Source organism: Mycobacterium sp. IS-1590, assembly GCF_001500025.1.
Taxonomy (GTDB): Bacteria; Actinomycetota; Actinomycetes; order Mycobacteriales; family Mycobacteriaceae; genus Mycobacterium.
Genome location: NZ_LQIW01000048.1, coordinates 140,102 through 162,563, shown reverse-complemented (window position 1 = coordinate 162,563; position 22,462 = coordinate 140,102). Strand labels below are relative to the sequence as shown.

The following is a 22,462-nucleotide window of genomic DNA, read 5'->3' as shown; positions in this document are numbered from 1 at the left end:
TAGCACGCTCCGCCACGGCGGCGGCTACAGCACCCGCACCTGGCCTTCAATGGCCGGAACCGTCTCAGGGAGTCGGTAGGTAGAGATCCCGTTGCGGTACATCACGTTTTCGCGGGCGTGCTCGGGTAAGTGCTTGACGAGCCAGCGGGGGTCGTCGAACGTCCAGTGCGGGTAGTCCGAACTGTAGAGAAGGATCTTGTCGCACTCCATCCACTCGAATGCGCGAAGCAACTCCGTCTTGTCCTCGGGATAGTCGAGCGGTTGGGTCGTGAACTTGATGTGATCCTTGACGTATTCGGACGGCCTGCGCTTGATGTCGACCCAGGGCTTGCGCGCCTCGTAGATGGCGTCCATCCGCCACATCAGCGGCAGGATCCAGGTGAAGGCGTGCTCGATGAAGACAACGCGCAATGCGGGAAATCGGTCGAACACTCCGTCGAAGATGAGGCTCATCACCTGGTTCGCAGCCAGTAATGAGTAGGTGACCATGAAGTCGTGGTTGTAGCTGGGTATCCCGACTGGTGGCATCGGAAGTTCCTCGTGATGGCTGCGGCCAAGGTGGCAGCTGACGGTGATGTCGTGTCGGGTTGCCGCTGCCCAGATCGGGTCGTATTTCGGATCGCCCCATGACGGCCGGGGTTCGGCATTGATGAGGACCTGGGCCATGTAAGGGTGAGGGGCCCACCGCTCGATCTCGCGGACACACGCCTCGGGTTCCTCGATTGCGAGGCAAATAGATCCACGCCATCGTTGGTGCCAGTTGTTGCGATCGTCGAGCCAGTGGTTGGCTTGCCAGCTGTTGTGGGCGGAGCAGATCGCGGCGGTCGCCTCCGGCAGTCGGCAACTGCCGTGTATCGGCTCCAATATCGCGATGTCGGCACCGGCCTCGAGGATCAATTGTTTGAAGGCCAGTTGAGGATCGCTGCCGGCAAACTCGCCATCTGCCGGAAAGGTGTCTACGCGCATAGCGCGGGCATGGGCGTAATCCGGTGCGTCGTAATAGATCTGTTCACCCACGGGTCGGCTGAGAAAGTACTTGCTGCGCCACGGCTCGGGGATGTACTGCGTCAGATCCCCGCTCCTGGGAACGGGATGCACGTCGGAGTCGACACAGCGAACAGCGATCCGCTCGGCGGGTGCCGTGCGTTCACCTGTGTGGATAGTGGGCATCATCTCTTCTTCGTCACTCGAAATACGCAGCAGTCAACAACTCGGAAGATCGTTGTTCTACTGGAGCGCCCGTTGTCGACCAAGCTGCGAATCTGGGTCGGCAGACATCTCATCGAGAACAATGGCCTGTTCCGGACATGACTGCGCTGCCTCGCGCACTCGTTCCTCCTGGTCGGCCGGTACGACTTCAGTGACCGCGGAAGAGCTACCGTCCACTTCGCTGAGTTCGAACATGTCGGGCGCGATCATCGCGCAGAGCGTATGCCCCTGGCAGCGGGTCGAATCGACGTGGACCTTCACGAAAATCTCCCTCCGAGAGCTCCGGGCCGTGATCGCGTCATACCCAGCGGGCAGCGATCACCGACGCACGGCCACTCGATCAGCTAACCGCAGACAGCCGACCTAGTCAACTATTTTTCATGTTAGGGTCGCATCGCTACTGGCGAGGGTTCGTTCCGCGCACCGTGCGGAGCCACGAAGGCGGGAGGGTTCGATGCCGACTGAGCACACGACGAGCACGGGGACGGTGGCCCCGCCGAGACCGACAGCCGATCGGCAGCTGCTCATCGACGGCCGATTGGTGGAAGCGGACAGTGGGCAGGTGTTCGCGTCCGTGAACCCGGCAAACGGCCAGGTCTTCGGCCACGCGCCTGACGCATCTGTCGCTGATGCGGAACGCGCCGTCGCAGCCGCGCGACGGGCATTCGACCACACTGAATGGTCTACCGACACCGCGCTGCGCACCCGTTGCCTCGAACAGCTGCACACCGCCTTGCTGGATCACGCTGGCGAGCTCAGGGAGCTGACCATGGCCGAGGTGGGCGCCACCCGGATGCTGACCGAGGGTCCGCAGCTCGACAACCCGATAGCTTTGGTCGCCTACTACGCCGATCTGCTCAAGAGCTACTCGTTCGTCCAAGACCTCGGCGTGGTCGAGAGCCGGGGACAGCAGCATCACCGCTGGGTCGAAAGGGAGGCAGTCGGCGTCGTCGCCGCGATCATCGCCTACAACTATCCCAACCAACTCGCGCTGGCCAAGTTGGCTCCGGCACTCGCGGCGGGTTGCACAGTGGTCCTCAAAGGTGCGCCGGACACGCCGCTGGTCACGTTGGCCATCGGTGAGTTGATCGCCGAGCACACCGAAATTCCGGCGGGAGTCGTGAACGTCCTCTCCGGTGCGGATCCGCATGTCGGCGCTTTGCTGACGACGAGTCCCCAGGTGGACGCGGTCACCTTCACCGGGTCCACCGCGACCGGCCGACGGATAATGGCGGCCTGCAGCGAGACCCTCAAGAATCTGTTCCTCGAACTCGGCGGAAAGTCGGCGATGATCGTCCTCGACGACGCCGATTTCGCGAGCGCTGCCATGATGGCCACGTTCATGATCACCTCGCACGCCGGCCAAGGGTGCGCACTGATGAGCCGAGTGCTGGTGCCGCGCAAGGCCAAAGACGACTTCGTCGAACTTCTGGCCCAGAACTTCGCCGTGGTGACATACGGCGACCCGCTGGACCCGAACAACTACATGGGTCCGCTGATCAGCGAGCGTCAGCGTGACAAGGTCCATCACATGGTGCGCAGGGCGGTGTCTGCAGGCGCGAGGCTGGTCGTGGGAGGGAACAAGGTCGATCCCGGATTCTTCTACGAGCCGACACTTCTGACGGATGTGGACCCAGACAGCGAGATCGCCCAAGAGGAGGTCTTCGGGCCGGTCCTGGTGGTCATGGACTATGACGACGACGACGACGCGGTGCGGATCGCGAACAATTCCATCTACGGATTGTCCGGCGGTGTGTTCGGCAGCCACGACCGTGCCGTCGGTGTGGCGCGCCGGATCCGCACCGGAACGCTGAGCATCAACGGCGGGGACTACTCGGGGCCCGACTGCCCATTCGGCGGCTACAAACAGTCGGGCATCGGCCGCGAAATGGGGGTTGCAGGTCTCGAGGAGTTCTTGCAACGCAAGACTTTCGCGGCGGCAGTCCAGTGAAACCGCTCGACGGCATCCGAGTCCTCGAGGTGGCCATGTACGGGTTCGTCCCGACGGCTGGTGCGGTATTGGCCGAATGGGGCGCCGAAGTCACGAAAGTGGAGCACGCGGTGACGGGTGACCCTCAGCGCGGGTTACGCCAGATCGGTGCGTTGGTGGTCGAGGGGGAGCCCAACCCCAATGTCGACAACGCCAATCGCGGTAAGCGGAGCATCGGTTTGGACCTCTCGATACCTGAAGGGCGCGAGGTGCTTTTCGAGCTCACGCGACGGTCGGATGTGTTCCTGACGAGCTTCCTGCCCTGCGCTCGAACGAAGTTCGGCATCGACGTCGACGACGTCCGTGAGATCAATCCGACAATCATCTACGCTCGGGGGAGTGCTTTCGGTCCTCGTGGGCCCGAGGCCGACAAGGGCGGTTACGACATGACGGCGTTCTGGTGCCGCGCGGGTGCCGCTGCAACGGTCACGCCGCCGGAGATCGACGGCATGATCAGCCTGCCCGGTCCTGCCTACGGCGACACGATCTCGGGGACGAATTTGGCGGGCGGGGTCGCGGCGGCGTTACTGAAGCGCGAGCGTACGGGTGAGCCCTCGGTGGTCGACGTCTCCCTGTTGGGCAGCGGAGCATGGGCAATGGGGCACACGATAACGCTGACCAACCATCTGGGTCAGCGGCTCGTGGCCCAACCCGCGAACGCCAACAGGTCGCCCAACAATCCATTGGTAGGGCTGTATCCGACGGCCGACAATCGATTCATCTCGTTCGTGATGATGCAGCCGACGAAGTTCTGGTCCGACGTGTGTCGGCACATGGATCTGCCGGAGCTCGCCGACGACCCGCGATTCAGCGATGTCGAGTCGATCGCCGCCCATGCACCAGAGGCCGCGGAGATTCTGTCCAAGACCATGGCCAGCCGCACGCTGGCCGAGTGGTCCGAGCGGTTCTCGACCCTGGCCGGACCGTGGGCGCCCGTACAGGACACCCTCCAGGTCGCACGCGATGTCCAGATCCGGTCCAACGAATACCTGGTGCAGGCGGGCCAACTGGAGTTGGTGGCCAATCCGGTGCAGTTCGATGTGACTGCGCCTCAAGTCGAGCCCGCCCCGGGGTTCGCGGAGCAGACCGATGAGATCCTCGCCGAACTCGGGTTGGACTGGGAGCAGATCATCGATCTGAAGACGCTGGGTGCCGTGACCTGACGTCCAGAACGTCGAATTCGATCGGTACCTTCGCACGTCTGCCAAAATAGTTGACTCGGTCGTCTGTCTGAGGTTAGCTAGGCGCGGCACCGGTCGCCCGGTGGCCTACAGACCCTCAATGTTGCGGGAGGGAGAGCACCGATGCCGCATCCGATCGCGCGTCCCCTGGTAGGCGTGGCAACTATCGCTGCGGTGGCAGGAATTGCGGTGCTGGTCGCGCAGTTGTTCCGTGGCGGATTCACCGAAGCTGTACCGGTCACAGTGGTTTCGCCCCGGGCGGGGCTGATGATGTACCCCGACGCCAAAGTGCAGATGCGCGGAATCCAAGTCGGCAAGGTCGCATCCATCGAGTCCTTGCCATCCGGCAGGGCCGCAATACATCTCGCGATCGAGCCCGGACAACTGGAGATGATCCCCGCAGATGTAGAGGTCAACATTGCATCGACAACGGTGTTCGGCGCCAAGTTTGTCGAGCTCGTCCCGCCGGCCGGATCCTGGTCGCAGAGCCTCACCGCCGGCCAGACGCTGGAGGCCGGAGATGTCACAGTCGAAATCAACACGATCTTTCAACGGCTCTCATCGGTGCTGGCGAAGATCGACCCTGCCAAGCTCAATGAGACTCTCGGAGCGATCTCGTCGGCCGTGAACGGCCGGGGCGACCGCTTCGGTAGAACTCTTGAAGGCTTCGATTCGGTTCTCGCGGAGGTCAATCGGAGTCAGTCCAGTCTGGAGCACGACATAGCCGTCGCTCCGGAGGTCCTGGCCGCCTACGCCGACAGTGGGACCTTCATCACCGAAACCCTCGACAACGCGGCGCATGTGAGCGAGTCGATAGTGACAGAAGAGCGCAACCTCGATGCCTTCCTGGTGAATATGATCGGTCTCGCGGATATCGGAAACGACGTCCTTGGTGGTAACCGTCAGGCACTCACCGACGTGATGCATCTGTTGATCCCCACAACCGATCTCACCAAGCAATACCACGAAGCATTGACGTGCTCACTGCAAGGGGTTCTGCCGCTTGCCAATTCCGCGCCAGAGTCCGTACCCGGTATCACGATATCGACCGCTTTCACCCTCGGTGTCGATCGCTATCGCTACCCGGCGGACCTGCCCAAGGTGGCGGCGAAGGGCGGACCGCGATGCGCTGATGTGGGTATGCCCAACCTGCCGTTCGAGTCCAGGCCGCCGTTCGTGGTGGCCGACGTCGGCAGTAACCCCTGGAAGTACGGGAACCAGGGCTTGCTGCTGAATGCCGACGGGCTCAAGCAGTTCCTCTTCGGTCCCCTCGACGGGCCGCCGCGCAACTCGGCGCAGATCGGGCAGCCGGGGTGAGGGGCCAGCGGCGCACTGGTGTCAAATTCGGCATCTTCGCATTGATCATGGCGCTGTTGACCGCGGGCCTGTTCGTCACCTTCAGTGAACACCGATCCGGCTCGGCAACAACCTTTTCCGCAGTATTCGTCGACGCCTCCGAGATCACCAGCGGTGACAGCGTGCGGGTGGCCGGCATCCGGGTCGGCACGGTGCGCGATGTAACTTTGCAGCCGGATAAGACGGTCGAGGTCACGTTCGATGTGGATCGTGGCGTGGTGTTGACGACCGGCACGAAGGTGGCGGTTCGGTACTTGAACCTCGTCGGAGACCGCTACTTGTCCCTCGTCGACGGGCCGGGGTCCACGCGGATCCTGCCGGCAGGGTCCCGGATACCGTCCGATCTCACCGTGCCGGCGCTTGACCTCGACGTGCTGCTTGGTGGATTGAAGCCTGTTGTACAAGGGCTCAATCCGCAGGACATCAACGCCTTGACGGGCTCGCTGCTTCGTATTCTGCAGGGCCAGCAAGGAACGCTCGAATCGATCTTCACCCATACGTCGTCGTTCACCACCGTCCTGGCCGACAACGGTCAGGTGGTTGAGCAGTTGATCGCCAACCTGCGGTCACTCCTGACCGTCCTGTCAAAGGAGGGCGGTAAGTTCTCCGCCACCATTGACCGCCTCGACGTGCTGGTCGGTGAATTGTCCGCCGAGCGCGACCTCATCGGTTCGGCGATCGACTCGGTTGCGAACGGAACGGCGTCGCTGGCCGGTCTGCTGGCCGACGCGCGTGCGCCGTTGAACGGAACCGTCGACGAACTCGGCCGAGTGGCACCCCTGCTCGAAAAGGACCTACCCCACCTGGAAGCGGCGCTGAAGAAGGCTCCCGGAAACTACCGCAAGTTGGTTCGCATTGCCTCGTATGGAAGCTTCATCCAGTTTTATATGTGCGGCATGACCATTCGGGTCAGCGACCTTCAGGGCCGCACGGCGGTCTTCCCCTGGTTCAAGCAGCAGACGGGGCGGTGTGCGGAGGAATAATGCTGAAATACCGAGGCTCCCACCTGCCTAGAGCGGGCTTCATCGGTGTCGTCGTCATCGTTTTGACGATTGCTGTCGGGTTGCAGCCAGAGCGGTTGGTGTCGTGGGCTACCGACGTCAGATATCAGGCGTTGTTTGCCGAGGCCGGTGGACTCGCAGTCGGCAACGACGTGACCGTTTCGGGCACCAAGGTGGGTTTGGTGCAGGAAATCGAACTTGACCGCGGTAAGGCGCGCGTCACCTTCACTGTCAATTCCGGGGTGTCTCTGGGATCACTCACCACGGCGCACATTCGCACCGGCTCCCTCTTGGGTGAGCGCAAACTGACCCTCGAGTCGGACGGTCCTGACGTCCTCGCGCCGTTGTCGACGATTCCGCTGACGAGGACGTCGTCGCCGTACTCGCTTACTGACGCGGTGGGTGACTTCACCACCAACTTCGCCCACACCGACACGCAGGCGTTGAACCAATCCCTGGACATGTTGTCGACCACGATCGATCACATCGCGCCACAGCTGGGCCCGACATTTGATGGGTTGAGCCGTCTTTCGCGGTCGCTGAACAATCGCAACGGGTTTCTCGTCGATCTTCTGAAGAATGCGAGCGACGTGAGTGGAATTCTTTCCGAACGAAGCGGCCAGATCAATGCGCTCATCCTCAATGCCAACGACCTCCTCGAGGTCTTCAACGATCGCAGACATATGATCGTCGAACTGCTCGCCAACATCTCAGCGGTCGCCAAACAGCTGACCGGCATGGTTGGAGACAATGAGCGGGAACTGGCCCCAGCCCTGGAGAAGCTCAACGCTGTCACCGCGATGCTGGAGAACAATCGCGATGACATCGCGGATGCCCTGGCGGGCTTGAAGAAATTCTCGATCACCCAGGGCGAGATCGTGGCAAGCGGAAGCATATACAACGCCTTCGTTCCCAACATTGCCATGCCGGCGATGCTTCAGCCGTTCCTGGATTACGCGTTCGGCTTCCGCAGAGGGGTTGATGCCGGCCAACCGCCGGACAATGTGGGACCACGCGCCGAATTCCCGTTCCCAGTCAACGGGATTCCCGAAATACCCCTTAGTGCGATTCCCGAGGGCCACCGGTGAACCGCCGGCGGCTGGCCGGGGTGACCGCGGTGACACTGATAGCAATAATGATCGCGGCTGGCCTGGTTGTGGTCCGGCAGGCGTTCCTCGGCCCCAAGCTGATCACAGCGATCTTCAGCACGGCAACCGGGATCTATCCGGGTGACGACGTGCGCGTGGTCGGTATCAAGGTCGGCCACGTCGATTCGATCCAGCCGAGCGGACAAACCACCAAGTTGACACTGTTCGTCGACCACGACGTTCCGGTGCCCGCGGACGCCCGCGCCGTCATCGTCGCCCCCAATCTCGTCGCCGCGCGCTACGTCCAGCTGACGCCGGCCTATGAGGATGCGGGACCCACGATGAGCGACGGGGCCCAGATCCCGCTTGAACGCACCGCAGTGCCCGTCGAGTGGAATGAAGTGAAGACGCAGCTGATGCGGCTGGCCACGGACTTGGGCCCTGCGGGGGATGTCTCGCGCACGTCGGTGGGCCGCTTCATCGAAAGTGCCGCGACGGCAATGGGCGGCAACGGTGACAAGCTTCGCCAGGCACTGGCTGAACTGGCTGGGGTCGGGCGCATCCTGGCGGAGGGCAGTGGCGACATCGTCTCCACGATCAAGAACCTTCAGATCTTCGTCAGTGCGCTGCGTGACAGCGGTGAGCAGATCGTGCTGTTCCAGGATCGGTTGGCCACGCTTTCGAGCCTGCTCGATGACAACAAATCAGCATTCGATGCGGCGCTGAGAGATCTGTCAGAGGCCATCGTCGATGTGCAGCGATTCGTCGCAGGCAGCCGCAACCAGGCCTCCGAGCAGGTCCAGCGGCTGGCAGGTGTCACGCAGAATCTCGTCGACAACCGTATGACCGTAGAGAACATCCTCCACATCGCACCCAACGGAATTGCCAACGGCTACAACATTTACAACCCCGATACCGGCGCTGTCTCGGGCGCGTTCGTGATCAACAACTTCTCGAATCCCGTTCACTTCATCTGCTCTGCGATCGGTGGCGTGGAAAACATCACCGCCCCCGAAACCGCGAAGCTGTGCGCACAATATCTCGGACCGGCACTGCGGCTGCTCAACTTCAACGGCGTGCCGATGCCGATCAACCCGTATCTGCGCAAGTCGGCAAACCCGGCGAATCTCATCTACACCGATCCCGTCTTGGCGCCGGGAGGTGCGGGGCCGAGTCCTGCTCCGCAGGAGCCACCGCCGGCAGTGTCGGCCTTCACCGGTGCCGGTGATGTCCCGCCTCCGCCCGGGTACGGGCTGGCTCCCGCGGTGGCCCCGGGTCCCGGGGCCCCCGACCATCTGCCGGCCGCTCCCTCACCCGCGTTGTTCCCCGGCGCACCGATCCCGCCGGCGCCCGGCCTGCCGCAAATGCTGCTTCCGGCAGAAGGAGGACCCCGATGAAGGGCTCCGGCTCCAAGGCGCTGCTCCGATCACTCGCCGGAATCGGCATCGCGGTCACCGTCGCGGGATGCGCCTTCCAGGGCTGGAATTCGATTCCGCTGCCGGGTGCGGTCGGTCGCGGCCCCGGCGCCGCTGTCTACCACGTGCAGGTCGCCGACGTCGGCACCATGGAGTCGAATTCGCCAGTGATGATCGACGATGTCATCGTGGGCAGCATCGGCAAGATGACGGTTCGTGACTGGCGCGCGGACGTGGAGATCTCAGTCAAGCCCGAGGTTGTCGTACCGGTGAATGCAGTCGCGACCGTCGGACAGACAAGCCTGCTCGGGTCCATGCACCTTTCGCTCAACCCGCCGATCGGTGAATCCCCCGTGGGCCGCCTCGAACCGGGGGCGACCATCCCGCTCGCAAGGTCGGCGACCTATCCCTCCACCGAGCAGACGCTGGCCGCCTTGTCGGCCGTCGTCAATGGAGGAGGGCTGGGGCAGATCGGCGACATCATCCACAACTTCAACGCGGCAATGGGCGGTCGCGAAGATGCCATCCGCGACCTGCTGTCCCAAGCCGACATCTTCGTCGCCACGTTGGACAGGCAGAGTGATGCGCTTGTCGCATCGATACGGGAACTGGATCGCCTGGCCGGACAGCTCGTTGGGCAACGTGACGTCATCAAGCATGCACTGCAGCGCATTCCGGAGGCGGTCGACGTCCTGATCCGCGAGCGGCCGAACTTCACGACGGCGCTGGACAGGCTGCGGGTGTTGAGCGACACGGCAACGACCCTCGTCGCCGACACCAAGGAAGAGATAGTCACCAACCTGCACAACCTCGAACCAACCATCAGGGCGATCGCCGACGTCGGGGGGGATCTGGCGCAAGCACTCGGATACGTGACGACCTTCCCTTACACCCAGAACCTCATCGATCGTGCCGTTCGGGGTGATTTCATGAACCTCTACGCCGTCATCGATCTCACCGTACCGCGGCTCAAGCGGACCCTGTTCCTCGGCACGCGGTGGGGAGAAGAAGGGGCGAAACTCATTCCCGCTCCTGGTGATCCGGAGTGGATGCAGTATTCGTATACACCGCTCCAACTCGGTGTGACGGAAACGCCCACCAACGCATCGAACCAGGTTCCAGCTAGTGAAAGAACGTCCCCGCCGGAGGGGGCTGCGGTCAGCGGGCCGGTGCTGCCGGTCGCGCCGCGTCGGGAATCCTCAACGCCAACGGCTGCCGGCCAACCGATCTTCGCCGGCCCGTATCCAGTCGAAGCGTCATCGATGCCAAACGGTGGTGGCTGATGCTGACCCGATTTGTCCGGAACCAGTTGATCATCTTCGTCATCGCATCGGTAGTCGGCGTCACGGTGATGGTCGTGCGGTACATGCAGGTTCCGACCCTGCTCGGCATCGGGCGGATCACCGTGACCTTGGAGTTGCCCGCCTCCGGCGGCCTCTACCGATTCGCCAATGTGACCTACCGGGGCTCCCAAATCGGGAAGGTCACCGAGCTCCGGCTTACTCGCTCCGGCGCAGAAGCCATGTTGTCCTTGGAAACCTCGCCGCGGGTTCCCGAGGATCTCGAGGCTGCGGTGCGCAACGTCTCCGCGGTCGGCGAACAGTATGTGGACCTGCGACCCAACACCGATGCCGGACCGTACCTTCGGGATGGTTCGGTGATTCCGGTGCAACGCACCAGCCTTCCACAGCCCGTCGGCCCGCTTCTCAACCGCGTCGAGAGCCTGGTGGACAGTATCCCCGAGGACAAACTCGGCGCGCTGCTCGATGAATCGTTCAAGGCCTTCAATGGCAGCGGCTATGACTTCGGCTCGCTAGTTGATTCGTTCTCGACTCTGGCCACAGACCTCAGAGGAGTTTCTGGCCAGACCCGTTCCTTGATCGACGACAGCGTTCCGCTGCTGGACGCGCAAGCCCAGTCGGCCGATTCTCTGCGCTCGTGGATTCGGAGCCTGGCCGGCGTCACGGGCCAGCTTCGTCGCAACGACCCACAGATCAGAACGTTGCTCGGCTCGGGACCCGAATTCGCCGAGGAGGTTTCGGCGCTGTTGACATCGCTGAAGCCGACCCTTCCCATACTGCTGGCGAATCTGACGACAATCGGCCAGATCCTAGTGACCTACAACCCGTCCCTCGAGCAGCTACTCGTCTTGCTTCCGCCGCACATCGCGGCCACGCAGTCGCAGAGCAGCGCGAACAATGCCACCGGAATCGCACAGGGGGACTTCGCGATGAGCATGGGTGATCCCACCCCGTGCACGGTCGGCTATCTTCCGCCGTCGGCTTGGCGTTCACCCGCTGATACCTCCGAGGCAGATACTCCGGACGGCTTGTACTGCAAGCTGCCTCAGGACTCGCCGATCGCCGTCCGTGGAGCCCGCAACTTCCCGTGTATGGGGCACCCGGGGAAGCGTGCCCCGACGGTGGAGATCTGCAACAGCGACAAGCCCTTTGAACCGCTCGCCATGCGGCAGCATCCCATTGGGCCGTACCCGATCGATCCCAATCTGGTATCCCAGGGCATTCCCGTCGACGACCGGGTGGATCTCGACGGCCGCATTCACGCCCCCGCGGGGGGAACACACATGCCGCCGCAGGCCTCGCTGCCGTCCGCCGACCCGGGCCGCAGCGCCACCCCCGCGGCGCCGAGCTCCTTTGGGGGCGGAGAATCCGCCCGTGGCCGCGTCGCCGTCACGACGTACGACCCGCGGACCGGCCGATACCTCGGCGCCGATCACCGGTTGTACGAACAAGCCGGCCTCGTACCCGGTTCCTCGCCCACGTCGTGGAAGGACCTGATGCCGACATGAGTTCGGACCGCACATGTGAGCGGGAGCCGACGCGGATGTCGCCGGACTGGCATGCCGCTCGGCGTCCGGGAGCACCCGCCATTGTCATGGGCCACAGCGGCGAAACCGTCACCTATGGGCAGCTCGACGAGCGGTCGCGGCGGTTCGCCGCCGCTCTTCGTCAGTGGAATTTGCACCCCGGTGATCACGTCGCGCTGTTGGTGGGCAACGAGCGCGCGTTCCTCGAGGTCGCGTGGGCGGCGCAGCGCGCCGGCCTGTACTACACCGCCATCAACAGCCATTTGCGCCCCAACGAAGTGCAGTACGTGCTGGACGATTGTCACGCCGCCGCGTTGGTGTCCAGCACCGATATGTCCGCGGTTGTGGAGCGCCTCGACGTCTCCAAGATTCGGGCACGGGTCTCGGTCAATGGGCAATTACCCGGCTTCGTCCCCTACGACACCGTTCTCGCCGCGTCATCCGCCGGTCCGATCGAAAGCGAGTGCGAAGGGCGCGAGATGTTGTACTCGTCCGGAACGACAGGATTTCCGAAGGGGGTACGTAAATCGCTGCCGGGCACAGTGTTCGGGGACCCGGCAGCGGTGCCCGCCCAGATCGCCCTGGGCATGACCGAAGGCGGCGGAATCGGCTCGGTCTACCTGTGTCCTGCGCCGCTGTATCACTCCGCACCGCTGGTGGGATCCATGTCCTGGCATCGTGTCGGCGGGACGGTGGTCTTGATGGAGAATTTCGATCCCCGTGAGTGCCTCGAGTTGATCGAGAGATACCGGGTCACCGAAGCGCAGTTCGTTCCGACGATGTTCGTCCGCATGCTTCGACTACCCGAGGAGGTTCGCATGCGGTATGACGTCTCGAGCCTGCGGCGCGTCCTGCACACGGGCGCGCCATGCCCGGTCAGGATCAAGCGGGAGATGCTCGAGTGGTGGGGTCCCATCATTGACGAGTATTACTCGGGCACCGAGGATCTGGGCGCAACGTACATCTCGGCACAGGAGTGGCTGAGCCATCCGGGTTCGGTTGGCCGACCCATCGAAGAATGCCACATCCTCGGTCCGGACGGCCAGGAGTTGGGCCCCCGCGAAGTGGGTGTGGTGTATTTCGCGGGCGGCAGACCGTTCGAGTATCACAATGACAGCCGCAAGACCGAGTCAGTGGCCAACGACAAGGGCTGGCGGACCCTGGGTGATATGGGCTTCCTCGACGAAGAGGGCTATCTCTACCTGACCGACCGACTGGCGCACATGATCATCTCCGGCGGTGTGAACATCTATCCGCAGGAAGCTGAGAATGTGTTGACCGCACACCCGGCCGTGGCCGACGTCGCGGTGATCGGCGTGCCCGACGACGAGATGGGCGAGGCTGTGAAAGCTGTTGTCCAGCTGGCCGACAGCTCGCGAAAGGGAACGACCTTGGAGGCGGAGCTCATCGATTACTGTCGCGCAGAGTTGGCGACTTACAAGTGTCCGCGGACCGTCGACTTCGTCGACGAACTACCGCGTGACCCCAACGGCAAGCTCTACAAGAGGCGGCTGCGGGACCGGTATTGGGCCGGCCGCGATTCGCGGGTGATCTGATCCAACTGTTCAAACGATGCGGGCTTCACCCTTGAATTCCGTTATGGGGCGTGCCAGCCCCTGCTCCTCGCAGATTCGCTGGAGCCGGTCGAGCGTCTCCTCCAACCCCGCACCGCTCTTCTTGCCCGGCGTGAAGGTTGCGGGAAGATGGCGCATGCCCTGGATGGTGCCAATGGTGTCGTAGTGGACCGTCCGCTCAGGATCGCAGCGGTAATCGGGCATGCGATCCAGCACCGCGGTGAGCATCGATTTGAACACAACCCGCGCCAGGTTGGAGCCGATACACCGATGCACACCGAGTCCGAAGGCGAAGTGCCGGTTGTGCTTGCGATCGAGGAGTATTTGGTCCGGCTGCTCGAAGAGCAGGGGGTCACGGTTCGCGAACGCCCAGGATATGTAGACCCGGTCGCCCTCCTTGAAGTCGATCCCCAGCAGCTCGGTATCAGTATCCATGGTGCGACCGTCCCCGGGTGCGGGTGTGTAATAGCGAAGAAACTCCTCGGTGGCCGAATCCAGCAGCGCATTCCGTTCGCTGATCAACCTCTCACGTTCGGCCGGGTTCTCCGAAAGCCACTCCAGCGAATGCGCAGTCAGCGCGGTCGTGGTGTCGAAGCCGCCGCCGATGAGCAGGTTCAACATCCCCAGCAACTCCATGTCGGGCGGTGCCCCGCCATCGATTCGCAATCGAGCCAGCGCGTCGATGATCCCGGGCCGGGGGTTGTCCCGGATCTCAGAAAGATTGTTCATCAGGTCCATGCCCATCGCCACGTACATCTCCATGACGCGTTGACGATCGGGGGAATCGGGCTTCGTGTAGACGAATGCGTGTGTGGGCTCGCTGTACATGGCCCACTTCTGGACCGGGATCCCCAGCATGGCGAGCGTCAGGACGGCCGGCACCACGTTGGCGAGGTCATCGACGAAGTCGATGCTGCCACTTTCGATCTTCTCGTCCAAACACGCGCGGACCGTCTCATCGATGAACGGCAGCCACCGCTTCACCGCAGCCGGCGACATATAGGGGTTCAGGACATTGCGGTAGGTTCGATGTTCTTGCCCGTCCATTTCGAGCATTCCACCCCGCACACCTGCCGCCTCGTCGGGCAATGGGATCGAGATGCCTTGATATCCGCGCTTTGTGCCGTCGATGTCATGTTCGTTCGAGATATGCGGACACCGTGCGAGTTCGAAGACGGCGTCGCTGCCGCCGGCCACCCAGTAGCCGCCGTAGGTGTCATTCCACGCCACGGGGCACCTCTGGTGCATTTCCTGGGCAATGTCGTCGAATCGTTGCCGGAACTCAGGAGTGTGTCGGTCGAACTCGATACGCGGTTGTTTGCGGGTGTCTTCTCGGACAACATCTTCCAGCGTCATGGCGTGTCTCTTCTCGGTTCGTGGGTCTTCGTCGATGAACTGATCCGAATCATGTGTTGCCGATCTCGAGTTCGAGATATTCGGCGAGCTTCTCACGAGCAGCCTCGAGCTTGGCCGGAATCCACTCGCGTGGCCACATACCCTCGCTAGGCGAATGGTCACGCAGAACTTGACGCGCCACCGTCGTCTTGTGCACCTCGGTTGGACCATCGACCAGACCCATCGCGGCGGCACCGTGGATCATTCTGAACAGCGGCATCTCGTTGCTGACGCCGAGCGCACCGTGGACCTGCATTGCCCGCCACGCGATATCGTGCAGCACACTCGGCATCGTCGCCTTCACGGCAGCGATATCCTTGCGAACTCGCTTGTAGTCGTTGTACTCATCGATCTCCCAAGCGGTGTAGAGCACGAACAATCTGAACTGCATGAGCTGAGCGTAAGAGTCGGCGATGAACCCTTGGACGAATTGCTTGTCCGACAACCGCGAGCCCGCGGTCTCACGGCTCAGTGCGCGTTCGCACATCATGTCGAGTGCCTGACGCGCCAGGCCGATCGTCCGCATGGCGTGGTGAATTCGTCCGCCGCCGAGTCTCGTCTGCGCGATTGCGAAGGCTTGACCCTCACCGCCGAGCAACGCCTCCGCCGGTACCCGGACGTTGTCGTAGTGGATCAGGGCATGAAAGCCCTCGTTGACGGGCTCGCCGTAGAGACCGACGTTGCGTTCGATCGTGACGCCCGGGGTGTCTGTGGGAATCAGGAACATCGACATCCCTTGGTACGGACTGACATCCGGGTTGGTCACGACCATCACGATGAGAAACGATGCGGTCTTGGCGTTGGAGGAGAAGTATTTCCAGCCGTTGATCACCCAGCCGTCGCCATCGCGGTGTCCGCGCGTCTGGAAGCGAGTGGGATCGGCTCCTGCTTGAGGCTCGGTCATCGAATAGCTCGAGAACATCTCGCCGTCCAGCAACGGCTGCAGATAGCGCTGTTTCTGCTCCTCGGTGCCGTAGTGTGCGATGATCTCGGCGTTTCCGGTGTCGGGCGCCTGGCACCCGAACACGATCGGCGCCCACAACGAGCGGCCCAGGATTTCGTTCAGTAGGGCCAGCTTGAGTTGCCCGTACCCCTGGCCACCCAGTTCAGGGCCGAGGTGAGTCGCCCACAACCCCTTGCTCCTCACCTGCGCCTTGAGCGGATCGATTGCCTTGCGCCGAGCGTCGCTGAGCGGTACGAACTCCTGACCCGGCCATACCAGGTCCAACGGCTCGACTTCCTCCCGCACGAAATCGTCGGCCCAGTCCAGCAAGCCCTGGTACTCAGGATCCGTTCTGAACTCCCACGCCATGCCGCCTCCTGTGTACGCGTACCGGTGTACGTCCCAGTCGATTGCGGTCAGCGTGATCGCCGCTCCATGCCTGTTGCCGCGAATCATGGTCGAGCGACAGATACCGACCTTTCGACAAGGTAGTAGTGTATAACAGACCGAGTCAACTATTTTTGTTGCGGGAGCGGTGGATGCCATCTCAGGCGGGGACCAAGCCCGCGGACGGCAGGGGAGCGGGCTCCCCAGAGCATTCGGCCGGCCGGGTTGAGCGACACATGCTGATCGACGGCGTGCTGTCGGACGGTCGCAGCCGCCAAACATTTCCGTCGGTGAACCCGGCGACCGGTGCGATCATGGGCTTTGCGCCAGACTGCGACGTCGACGATGCACAGCGGGCCGTCGCGGCGGCCCGGCGTGCTTTCGACTCGACGAAGTGGTCCACCGACATCACGTTCCGGGTCAAATGTCTCACGCAGCTCCACGCGGCCCTGATCGGGCATCGCGAGGAACTGCGGCGGCTGACCGTTGCCGAGACGGGGGCCACCTGGCGGCTGACCGAAGGGCCATACCTCGATGCGCCTATCAACGCGGTAGGCCGTCATGCGGATACGTTGGCGGCCAATTCGAGCACCACTGCCGGCGACGGCGATGCGGGCCGGGGGACGCATTGGACCGAGAAGGGTCCGATCGGCGTGGTGTCGATCTTCACCGGCTCCAGTCACCCGATCCGCATGACGATTGCCGCCTTGGGCCCGGCGCTGGCCGCAGGTTGCACGGTGGTGTTGAAAAGCGGCTCCGACGCTGCATTGACAACGCTTGCGCTCGGCGAGCTGATCGCGACGACGACCGAGATTCCCGCCGGGGTGGTGAATCTGCTGGCTTCCCTGAACCCAGCCGTGGACAGCACACTCGCCAGCCACCGAGATGTCGACTTGATCTCCTTTACCGGATCAGTAGCAGCGGGGCGCCGCCTCATGGTCGCAGCCAGTGGGGCTGTCAAGCGGGTGTGGATGAAGCCGGAGCGAAAGTCGACAGCGATCGTGCTCGACGATGCCGACGTCTCGACCTGTACTGAGCAGATAGCGCTGATGGCAACGTCGCATGCGGGACAAGGCTCGGCTCCGATCTCACGGGTCTTGGTGCCTGCCCACCGCTGTGACACAGCGGTGGGTGACCTGGCGAAATGCCTGGCCGCGGTGCGCTATGGCGACCCCGCCGATGTCTGCACCTGGATGGGACCGCTCATCAGTGATCGGCGTCGCGACGAGGTCGATGAGATGGTCAAGCGGGCCATCGCGTCCGGTGCAACGCTCGTGAGGGGCGGCGGAATGGTGCGGCCTGGTTACTTCTACGAACCCACGTTGCTCACCGGGGTCGACCCCGAGAGCGAAGTGCTGGCGGCGGAAGTCGGTGGTCCGGTTCTGGTTGTGGTCCCCTACGACGACGATCGAGATGCAGTTCGGATCGCGAACCGTTCGATATGCGGACCGTCCGGCGTCGTCTTTGGGTCCCACGAGCGTGCGCTCGCGGTGGCGCGCCGGGTGCGGACCGGCCGGATGAGCATCAACGGCGGCAACTATCTCGGTCCCGACAGCCGCTTCGGTTACGCCGAGGAGCACGACATTCCGGCTGACGGATCCGTAGAGCTCGAGAAGTTCCTCGAGCACAAAACGTTCGCCGCTGCCGACCCAGGGGAGTATCGACGTGCCGTGGACTTTTGAGGACCGAGTTCAGCTTGCCCGCGAATTCCTCGACAGCATAGGAGATCTCGACTTCGACCGGGTCGCGCGTCATCTCGCCACCGATGCCATGATGGTGCTGCCATTCGTCGAGGATCTTCCCGCGACGCGGGGAAGCGCCGCGATAGTCGACCAGTTGCGCACTTCGATGCCGGCGATGTTCGTGCGGATGGACTTCGTCTACGACCGGTGGTACGAGGTAGCCGGCGAGCAGCTGGTGATCGCGGAGTACCACAGCGAAGCTTCACGGCGGGGGAACGGGGGCATCTACCGGAACACCTACATCACCATATTCGGCTTCGAGGCCGACAAGATCACCCTGTACAAGGAGTACCTGAATCCCCTCGGATTCGTCGGTCTCACGCCGCCGGGCCCAGCGGGCGAGGTGGCAGCGGCACGAGACGAGCGGCTCTTGCCTTGACGACGAGGACCTCGGTATCGTCTTCGATTAGGCAATCGACTAATCAGCCGGGTCAGGGGGCATCTGGCCAAGAGAAGGAGTCCGACTTGACGGTTGCGAGCCCGAGCGATGTCTATTACGACCCTTTCGACCCCGTCATCGACGCCGATCCGTATCCGGTCTATCGACGGCTGAGAGAGGAAGCGCCGTTGTACTACAACGCAGCACATGACTTCTTCGCCGTCAGCCGAGCCGACGATGTCGAGCGGGTGCTGTTGGACCACCGAACATTCATCTCGGGCCGGGGTGCGATTTTGGACTTCATACGGGCCGATATCGAGATGCCGCCGAGTATGTTCATCTTCCAAGATCCGCCGGTCCACACCAGATATCGCAAGGTGCTGCATGGTGTCTTCACCCCGCGCCGCATAGCCGAGCTGGAGGACAAGGTTCGCGAGTATTGCGCACGCAGCCTCGATGCGGTTATGGGCGCCAAGAAGTTCGACTTCATGGCGGACCTCGGCGCGCAGGTTCCAATGCGCACGATCGGCATGCTTCTCGGTATTCCGGAGTCTGCTCAGGAGGCCCATCGGCAGGACACCGACCGCAGCCTGCGTGCCGACCCGGGCGAACATCTCACGCCGCAGGAGGGTTTTGCCGACGGCTCAAGTTATGCCGAGTACATCGATTGGCGCGCCAAGAACCCGTCAGACGACCTGATGACCGATTTACTCAACGCCGAGCTCGAAGAAGAGGATGGCTCGACCCGCCGACTCACCCGTGACGAAGTGCTGACCTACACAACGCTTCTCGCCAGCGCCGGTGCCGAGACCACCGGGCATCTGATCAGTTGGACCGGCAAGACACTCGCTGACCATCCGGACCAACGGCGCCAATTGGTCGAGGACCGCTCATTGATTCCCAGGGCCATCGAGGAAGTTCTGCGTCTCGAATCGCCCGCGCAGCAATTCGCCCGGTACGTCGCGACTGACACAGAGTTCCACGGTGGGACCGTCCCCGCTGGCAGTGTGATCCTGTTCCTGATCGGGTCTGCCAACCATGATGATCGACGGTTCCCCGACGGGGATCGCTTCGATATCCACCGCGAGTACATCAAGCACTTGTCGTTTGGCATCGGCGCGCACTATTGCCTGGGTTCGGCCCTGGCGCGGTTGGAAGGTCGTATCGCCCTCGAGGAGATCCTCGACCGCTTCCCGGAGTGGGAGATCGACGTCGACAATGCCCGTATGGCGAATTCACCCGCGCTGCGGGGCTGGGATTCGTTGCCGGCCATCGTCTGACCGACAAAATGGATGAGATGGTGTCATGACCATTCGGGTGGTGCAGTGGACCACCGGTCAGGTGGCTCAAGCCGCGGTTCGGGCAGTCCAGGCGCAACCAGGGCTCGAGCTCGTCGGATGTTACGCATGGAGCGAAGGCAAGGTCGGCAAGGACGTCGGTCAACTGTGCGGTATCCCGCCGGTCGGGATACCGGCGACAAGCGACATTGACACGATCGTCGCACTGAAACCCGATGTCGTGCTTTACATGCCGATGGTTCCGAATCTCGACGAGATGGTCCGGCTCCTCGATGCAGGTGTCAACGTGATCTCGACGGCGGGATTCATCACGGGCCATTCCTTCGGTGAGCATGAGCGTCAACGTTTGCACGATGCGGCCGTCCGGGGTGGCGTGTCGTTGTACGGTTCAGGAATCAATCCCGGGCTGGCCAGCGTGATCGCGCTCGTCTCCGCGGCCGCGTGCCGCGAAGTGGACCGAATCACCATCCACGAAGCGGTCGACTGCACACCCTACGAGTCCCCGGAGACGTGGCTGGCGCTTGGGTTCGGTTCGCCACCGGACACACCGGGGCTGATTGACATGATGCGGCAGCGGATCTCGGCCTTCGAAGACGCCATCGAGATGATGGCCGGCGCGCTACATGTCGAGCTCGACGAGGTGCGCTTTACGCCGCAGCTCGGTATCGCCACAAAGCATCTCGACCTCGGCTACATGGAGATCGGCGAGGGCACGGTTTGCGGTATGAAGGCGATGTTCCAGGGTATGAAGGCCGACCGGCCACTCCTCGAGATGGATTTACTGTGGCGTCTCGGGGATGCGATGGAACCCGATTGGCCGATCGAGCACGGCTACGTGATGGAGATTTCCGGCGTGCCCAATATCCGGGTTCGTTACGAGCCGGTCTTCGGCGGCGCCGAGGAGGAGTACGTCGCCGCCCCGACCGCCAATCCCGCGGTGAACGCAATCCCGGCCGTCGTGGCGGCGAACCCGGGCCTCGTCACTGCGGGTGAATTGCCTTTGATCACCGCGAATTCGATTCGCGGAAGTGGGGGATGACATTCCCCGCGAAGAGCTCCATGCTCGCGTGGATCTGGTGTACCGCCATGCCAGGTAGTGCCATTGCGGCAACCAGGTGCGTCAGCCGCGCTCCAGCTCGGTAGGTCTCGATCTTCTCGATCACGTCGTGAGGTGAGCCGACGAGCATGTCTTCACCGAAGAAATCCATCGACTGCCGTTGCACTATCTCCTCGGCGGAGGGCAACGCCGGCAAGTCGGCGTCCGCAATGCCCTTGGCTTCGGCTGTCCACTTGAGATAACTCGCCGCCATGTAGCGCAGAGGTTCAGCGGCGATTTCCCAGGCCTGTCGACGCGTGGGCGCGACATAGGTCGGCACGGTGGCGGCCACGTGGAAGTCACGTGGGTTGCGGCCGTGGGCACGTAGCGCGTCGTCGTAGACGGCGGCCGATCCGGGCCCGCCGCTGAGGAAGTGCATCCCCATCGCTGCTGCCCGCTCGATCGCCTTCGGCGCAGTGCCCCCCACCCACATCGGCGGGTGCGGCTGTTGCAGTGCAGGCGGAGTGATTCGAATGTCGTTCAGCTTGATGTACTTGCCGTCGATGGTGACGTTCTCGCCGGACAGGAGTCGCCGCACGATGGGCAGGCTTTCTCGCATACGACTTGCACGCTCGCGGGCCGGGATACCCTGGGCGTCGAATTCGCCTGGCCGATAACCGAGGCCGACTCCGAGGTCGAAACGACCGCCGGAGATGATGTCGAGTGTTGCGGTGTCCTCGGCGACCTGGACCGGATTGTGCAGCGGAAGGAGTAGTAGGAACGTCCCGATGCGGATCCGGTCGGTGCGCGCGGCGATGGCGGCGCCGATCGGAAAGAGTGACGGTGAGTAACCATCGTCGATGAAGTGGTGCTCGGTGAGCCAGGCTTCGTCGAAGCCCATCCGCTCCGATTCCACCACGAGGGCGAGGTGCGATCGGTAGAACTCGTCCCAGGGCACAGAATCTGGGTTCCTGAACGGCCACAGCAGGCCGAACTGCAAAGTCATCGGCGGCCTCGACGTCGCGCAGATCGCCGCTTCCCCTCGAATTCGCCGATCAGCCTCTCCATTACGCGTGCCGCCTGTTCGTGCCCGAGGCTGAGGCCATAGGACCGCTCCTCACCCATGAACCTGCCGACACCGTCCATGAACAACATCACCGCTTCGGGCGGCCAGGCCTGCGTGTCGATATCGTAGCGGGCCAGAACCTCCGACAGCCCCTCGAACTGGATCCGGCGGAACCGCACCGAGAACTCCTTCATCTCCGCCTTGACCGCCTGACGGTGGTTTCCGAGCGCGAGGAATTCGAGATTCAGCGTCGTGTTGGACTGCTCGCGGATCAGGTCCCAGAGCGCCCAGAGCGGCTGATCAGAAACGAGCGCCTCGGCTTGGCGGCCGAGCATCCGGGCCGCGCTGCGCCGGAAGACCTCGATGAAGAGGTTGTCCATCGGGCCGAAGTAGTAGTACACGAGGCCGGGATTGACGTCCGCTTCCGCTGCGACCCGGCGGGACGTCACCGCGGCATAACCCTCTGCGAGCATGAGTCGCTCTACGGCATCGAGTAGTGCCGTCCGGGAGTCGGGTTCCTGGGCATCGGTGGGTCTTTTCGGTGCCATTCGAGCAAGGTAACCCACCGTATGCCC

The 22,462-nt window shown here is 63.0% G+C and carries 19 protein-coding genes; 13 read left to right on the top strand and 6 right to left on the bottom strand.

The features are described from left to right. Positions 1-24 precede the first annotated feature (24 nt). Together AU197_RS21790 and AU197_RS21785 are read right to left on the bottom strand one after the other, a co-directional pair. Complete coding sequence (locus AU197_RS21790; RefSeq protein ID WP_064405597.1) at positions 25-1,170, bottom strand: amidohydrolase family protein; 1,146 nt, start codon at positions 1,168-1,170, stop codon at positions 25-27. Positions 1,171-1,227: 57 nt separating this feature from the next. Further along, complete coding sequence (locus AU197_RS21785; RefSeq protein WP_064405354.1) at positions 1,228-1,470, bottom strand: ferredoxin; 243 nt, start codon at positions 1,468-1,470, stop codon at positions 1,228-1,230. A 193-nt stretch (positions 1,471-1,663) separates the two neighbouring features. Between AU197_RS21785 and AU197_RS21780 the strand changes: the two genes are divergently transcribed. From AU197_RS21780 to AU197_RS21740, 9 genes are all read left to right on the top strand, one after another. Further along, positions 1,664-3,160 (top strand): aldehyde dehydrogenase family protein, encoded by a 1,497-nt coding sequence (locus tag AU197_RS21780; RefSeq protein ID WP_064405353.1) that lies wholly within the window; start codon positions 1,664-1,666, stop codon positions 3,158-3,160. After that, entirely contained in the window at positions 3,157-4,362 is a 1,206-nt protein-coding gene (locus AU197_RS21775) for a CaiB/BaiF CoA transferase family protein (RefSeq protein WP_064405351.1), read from the top strand. Before AU197_RS21780 ends, AU197_RS21775 begins: the two co-directional genes overlap by 4 nt. Positions 4,363-4,503: 141 nt before the next feature. Next, on the top strand, positions 4,504-5,697 hold the full coding sequence (locus AU197_RS21770) for an MCE family protein (RefSeq protein ID WP_064405350.1): 1,194 nt from the start codon (positions 4,504-4,506) through the stop codon (positions 5,695-5,697). Further along, positions 5,694-6,719: an MCE family protein gene (locus AU197_RS21765; protein WP_082696799.1), complete on the top strand. Its 1,026-nt coding sequence runs from the start codon at positions 5,694-5,696 to the stop codon at positions 6,717-6,719. The genes AU197_RS21770 and AU197_RS21765 overlap by 4 nt, the downstream gene beginning before the upstream one ends. Then, positions 6,719-7,825: an MCE family protein gene (locus AU197_RS21760; protein ID WP_064405347.1), complete on the top strand. Its 1,107-nt coding sequence runs from the start codon at positions 6,719-6,721 to the stop codon at positions 7,823-7,825. The genes AU197_RS21765 and AU197_RS21760 overlap by 1 nt, the downstream gene beginning before the upstream one ends. A 29-nt stretch (positions 7,826-7,854) precedes the next feature. Continuing rightward, positions 7,855-9,222: an MCE family protein gene (locus tag AU197_RS21755; protein ID WP_286145568.1), complete on the top strand. Its 1,368-nt coding sequence runs from the start codon at positions 7,855-7,857 to the stop codon at positions 9,220-9,222. Then, positions 9,219-10,523: an MCE family protein gene (locus tag AU197_RS21750; protein WP_064405342.1), complete on the top strand. Its 1,305-nt coding sequence runs from the start codon at positions 9,219-9,221 to the stop codon at positions 10,521-10,523. The genes AU197_RS21755 and AU197_RS21750 overlap by 4 nt, the downstream gene beginning before the upstream one ends. Next, positions 10,523-12,049: an MCE family protein gene (locus AU197_RS21745; protein WP_064405340.1), complete on the top strand. Its 1,527-nt coding sequence runs from the start codon at positions 10,523-10,525 to the stop codon at positions 12,047-12,049. The genes AU197_RS21750 and AU197_RS21745 overlap by 1 nt, the downstream gene beginning before the upstream one ends. After that, the gene (locus tag AU197_RS21740; RefSeq protein ID WP_156434513.1) at positions 12,046-13,623 is read left to right on the top strand and encodes an acyl-CoA synthetase; all 1,578 of its coding nucleotides are present in this window, start codon (positions 12,046-12,048) and stop codon (positions 13,621-13,623) included. The genes AU197_RS21745 and AU197_RS21740 overlap by 4 nt, the downstream gene beginning before the upstream one ends. 9 nt (positions 13,624-13,632) lie before the next feature. On the opposite strand, the gene AU197_RS21735 is transcribed toward AU197_RS21740, so the two are convergent. Together AU197_RS21735 and AU197_RS21730 are read right to left on the bottom strand one after the other, a co-directional pair. Next, positions 13,633-14,997 carry a cytochrome P450 gene (locus tag AU197_RS21735; protein WP_064405337.1) on the bottom strand — a complete coding sequence of 455 codons (1,365 nt, stop codon included), beginning with the start codon at positions 14,995-14,997 and terminating at the stop codon, positions 13,633-13,635. A gap of 49 nt (positions 14,998-15,046) precedes the next feature. Continuing rightward, entirely contained in the window at positions 15,047-16,348 is a 1,302-nt protein-coding gene (locus tag AU197_RS21730) for an acyl-CoA dehydrogenase family protein (protein WP_064405594.1), read from the bottom strand. A 170-nt stretch (positions 16,349-16,518) separates the two neighbouring features. Between AU197_RS21730 and AU197_RS21725 the strand changes: the two genes are divergently transcribed. From AU197_RS21725 to AU197_RS21710, 4 genes are all read left to right on the top strand, one after another. Next, entirely contained in the window at positions 16,519-18,048 is a 1,530-nt protein-coding gene (locus AU197_RS21725; protein ID WP_064405334.1) for an aldehyde dehydrogenase family protein, read from the top strand. Beyond that, positions 18,032-18,487: a nuclear transport factor 2 family protein gene (locus AU197_RS21720; protein WP_064405333.1), complete on the top strand. Its 456-nt coding sequence runs from the start codon at positions 18,032-18,034 to the stop codon at positions 18,485-18,487. Before AU197_RS21725 ends, AU197_RS21720 begins: the two co-directional genes overlap by 17 nt. Positions 18,488-18,573: 86 nt before the next feature. Beyond that, positions 18,574-19,767, top strand: coding sequence for a cytochrome P450 (locus AU197_RS21715; RefSeq protein WP_064405331.1), 1,194 nt, complete (start codon positions 18,574-18,576; stop codon positions 19,765-19,767). A gap of 25 nt (positions 19,768-19,792) precedes the next feature. Further along, positions 19,793-20,824: an NAD(P)H-dependent amine dehydrogenase family protein gene (locus AU197_RS21710; protein ID WP_064405329.1), complete on the top strand. Its 1,032-nt coding sequence runs from the start codon at positions 19,793-19,795 to the stop codon at positions 20,822-20,824. Here the strand turns inward: AU197_RS21710 and AU197_RS21705 are convergent. Both AU197_RS21705 and AU197_RS21700 read right to left on the bottom strand, forming a co-directional pair. Next, positions 20,790-21,827: an LLM class flavin-dependent oxidoreductase gene (locus AU197_RS21705; RefSeq protein ID WP_064405326.1), complete on the bottom strand. Its 1,038-nt coding sequence runs from the start codon at positions 21,825-21,827 to the stop codon at positions 20,790-20,792. The two genes, AU197_RS21710 and AU197_RS21705, sit on opposite strands and share 35 nt — an antisense overlap. Beyond that, complete coding sequence (locus tag AU197_RS21700; protein WP_064405325.1) at positions 21,824-22,435, bottom strand: TetR/AcrR family transcriptional regulator; 612 nt, start codon at positions 22,433-22,435, stop codon at positions 21,824-21,826. The genes AU197_RS21705 and AU197_RS21700 overlap by 4 nt, the downstream gene beginning before the upstream one ends. Positions 22,436-22,462: the final 27 nt, after the last annotated feature.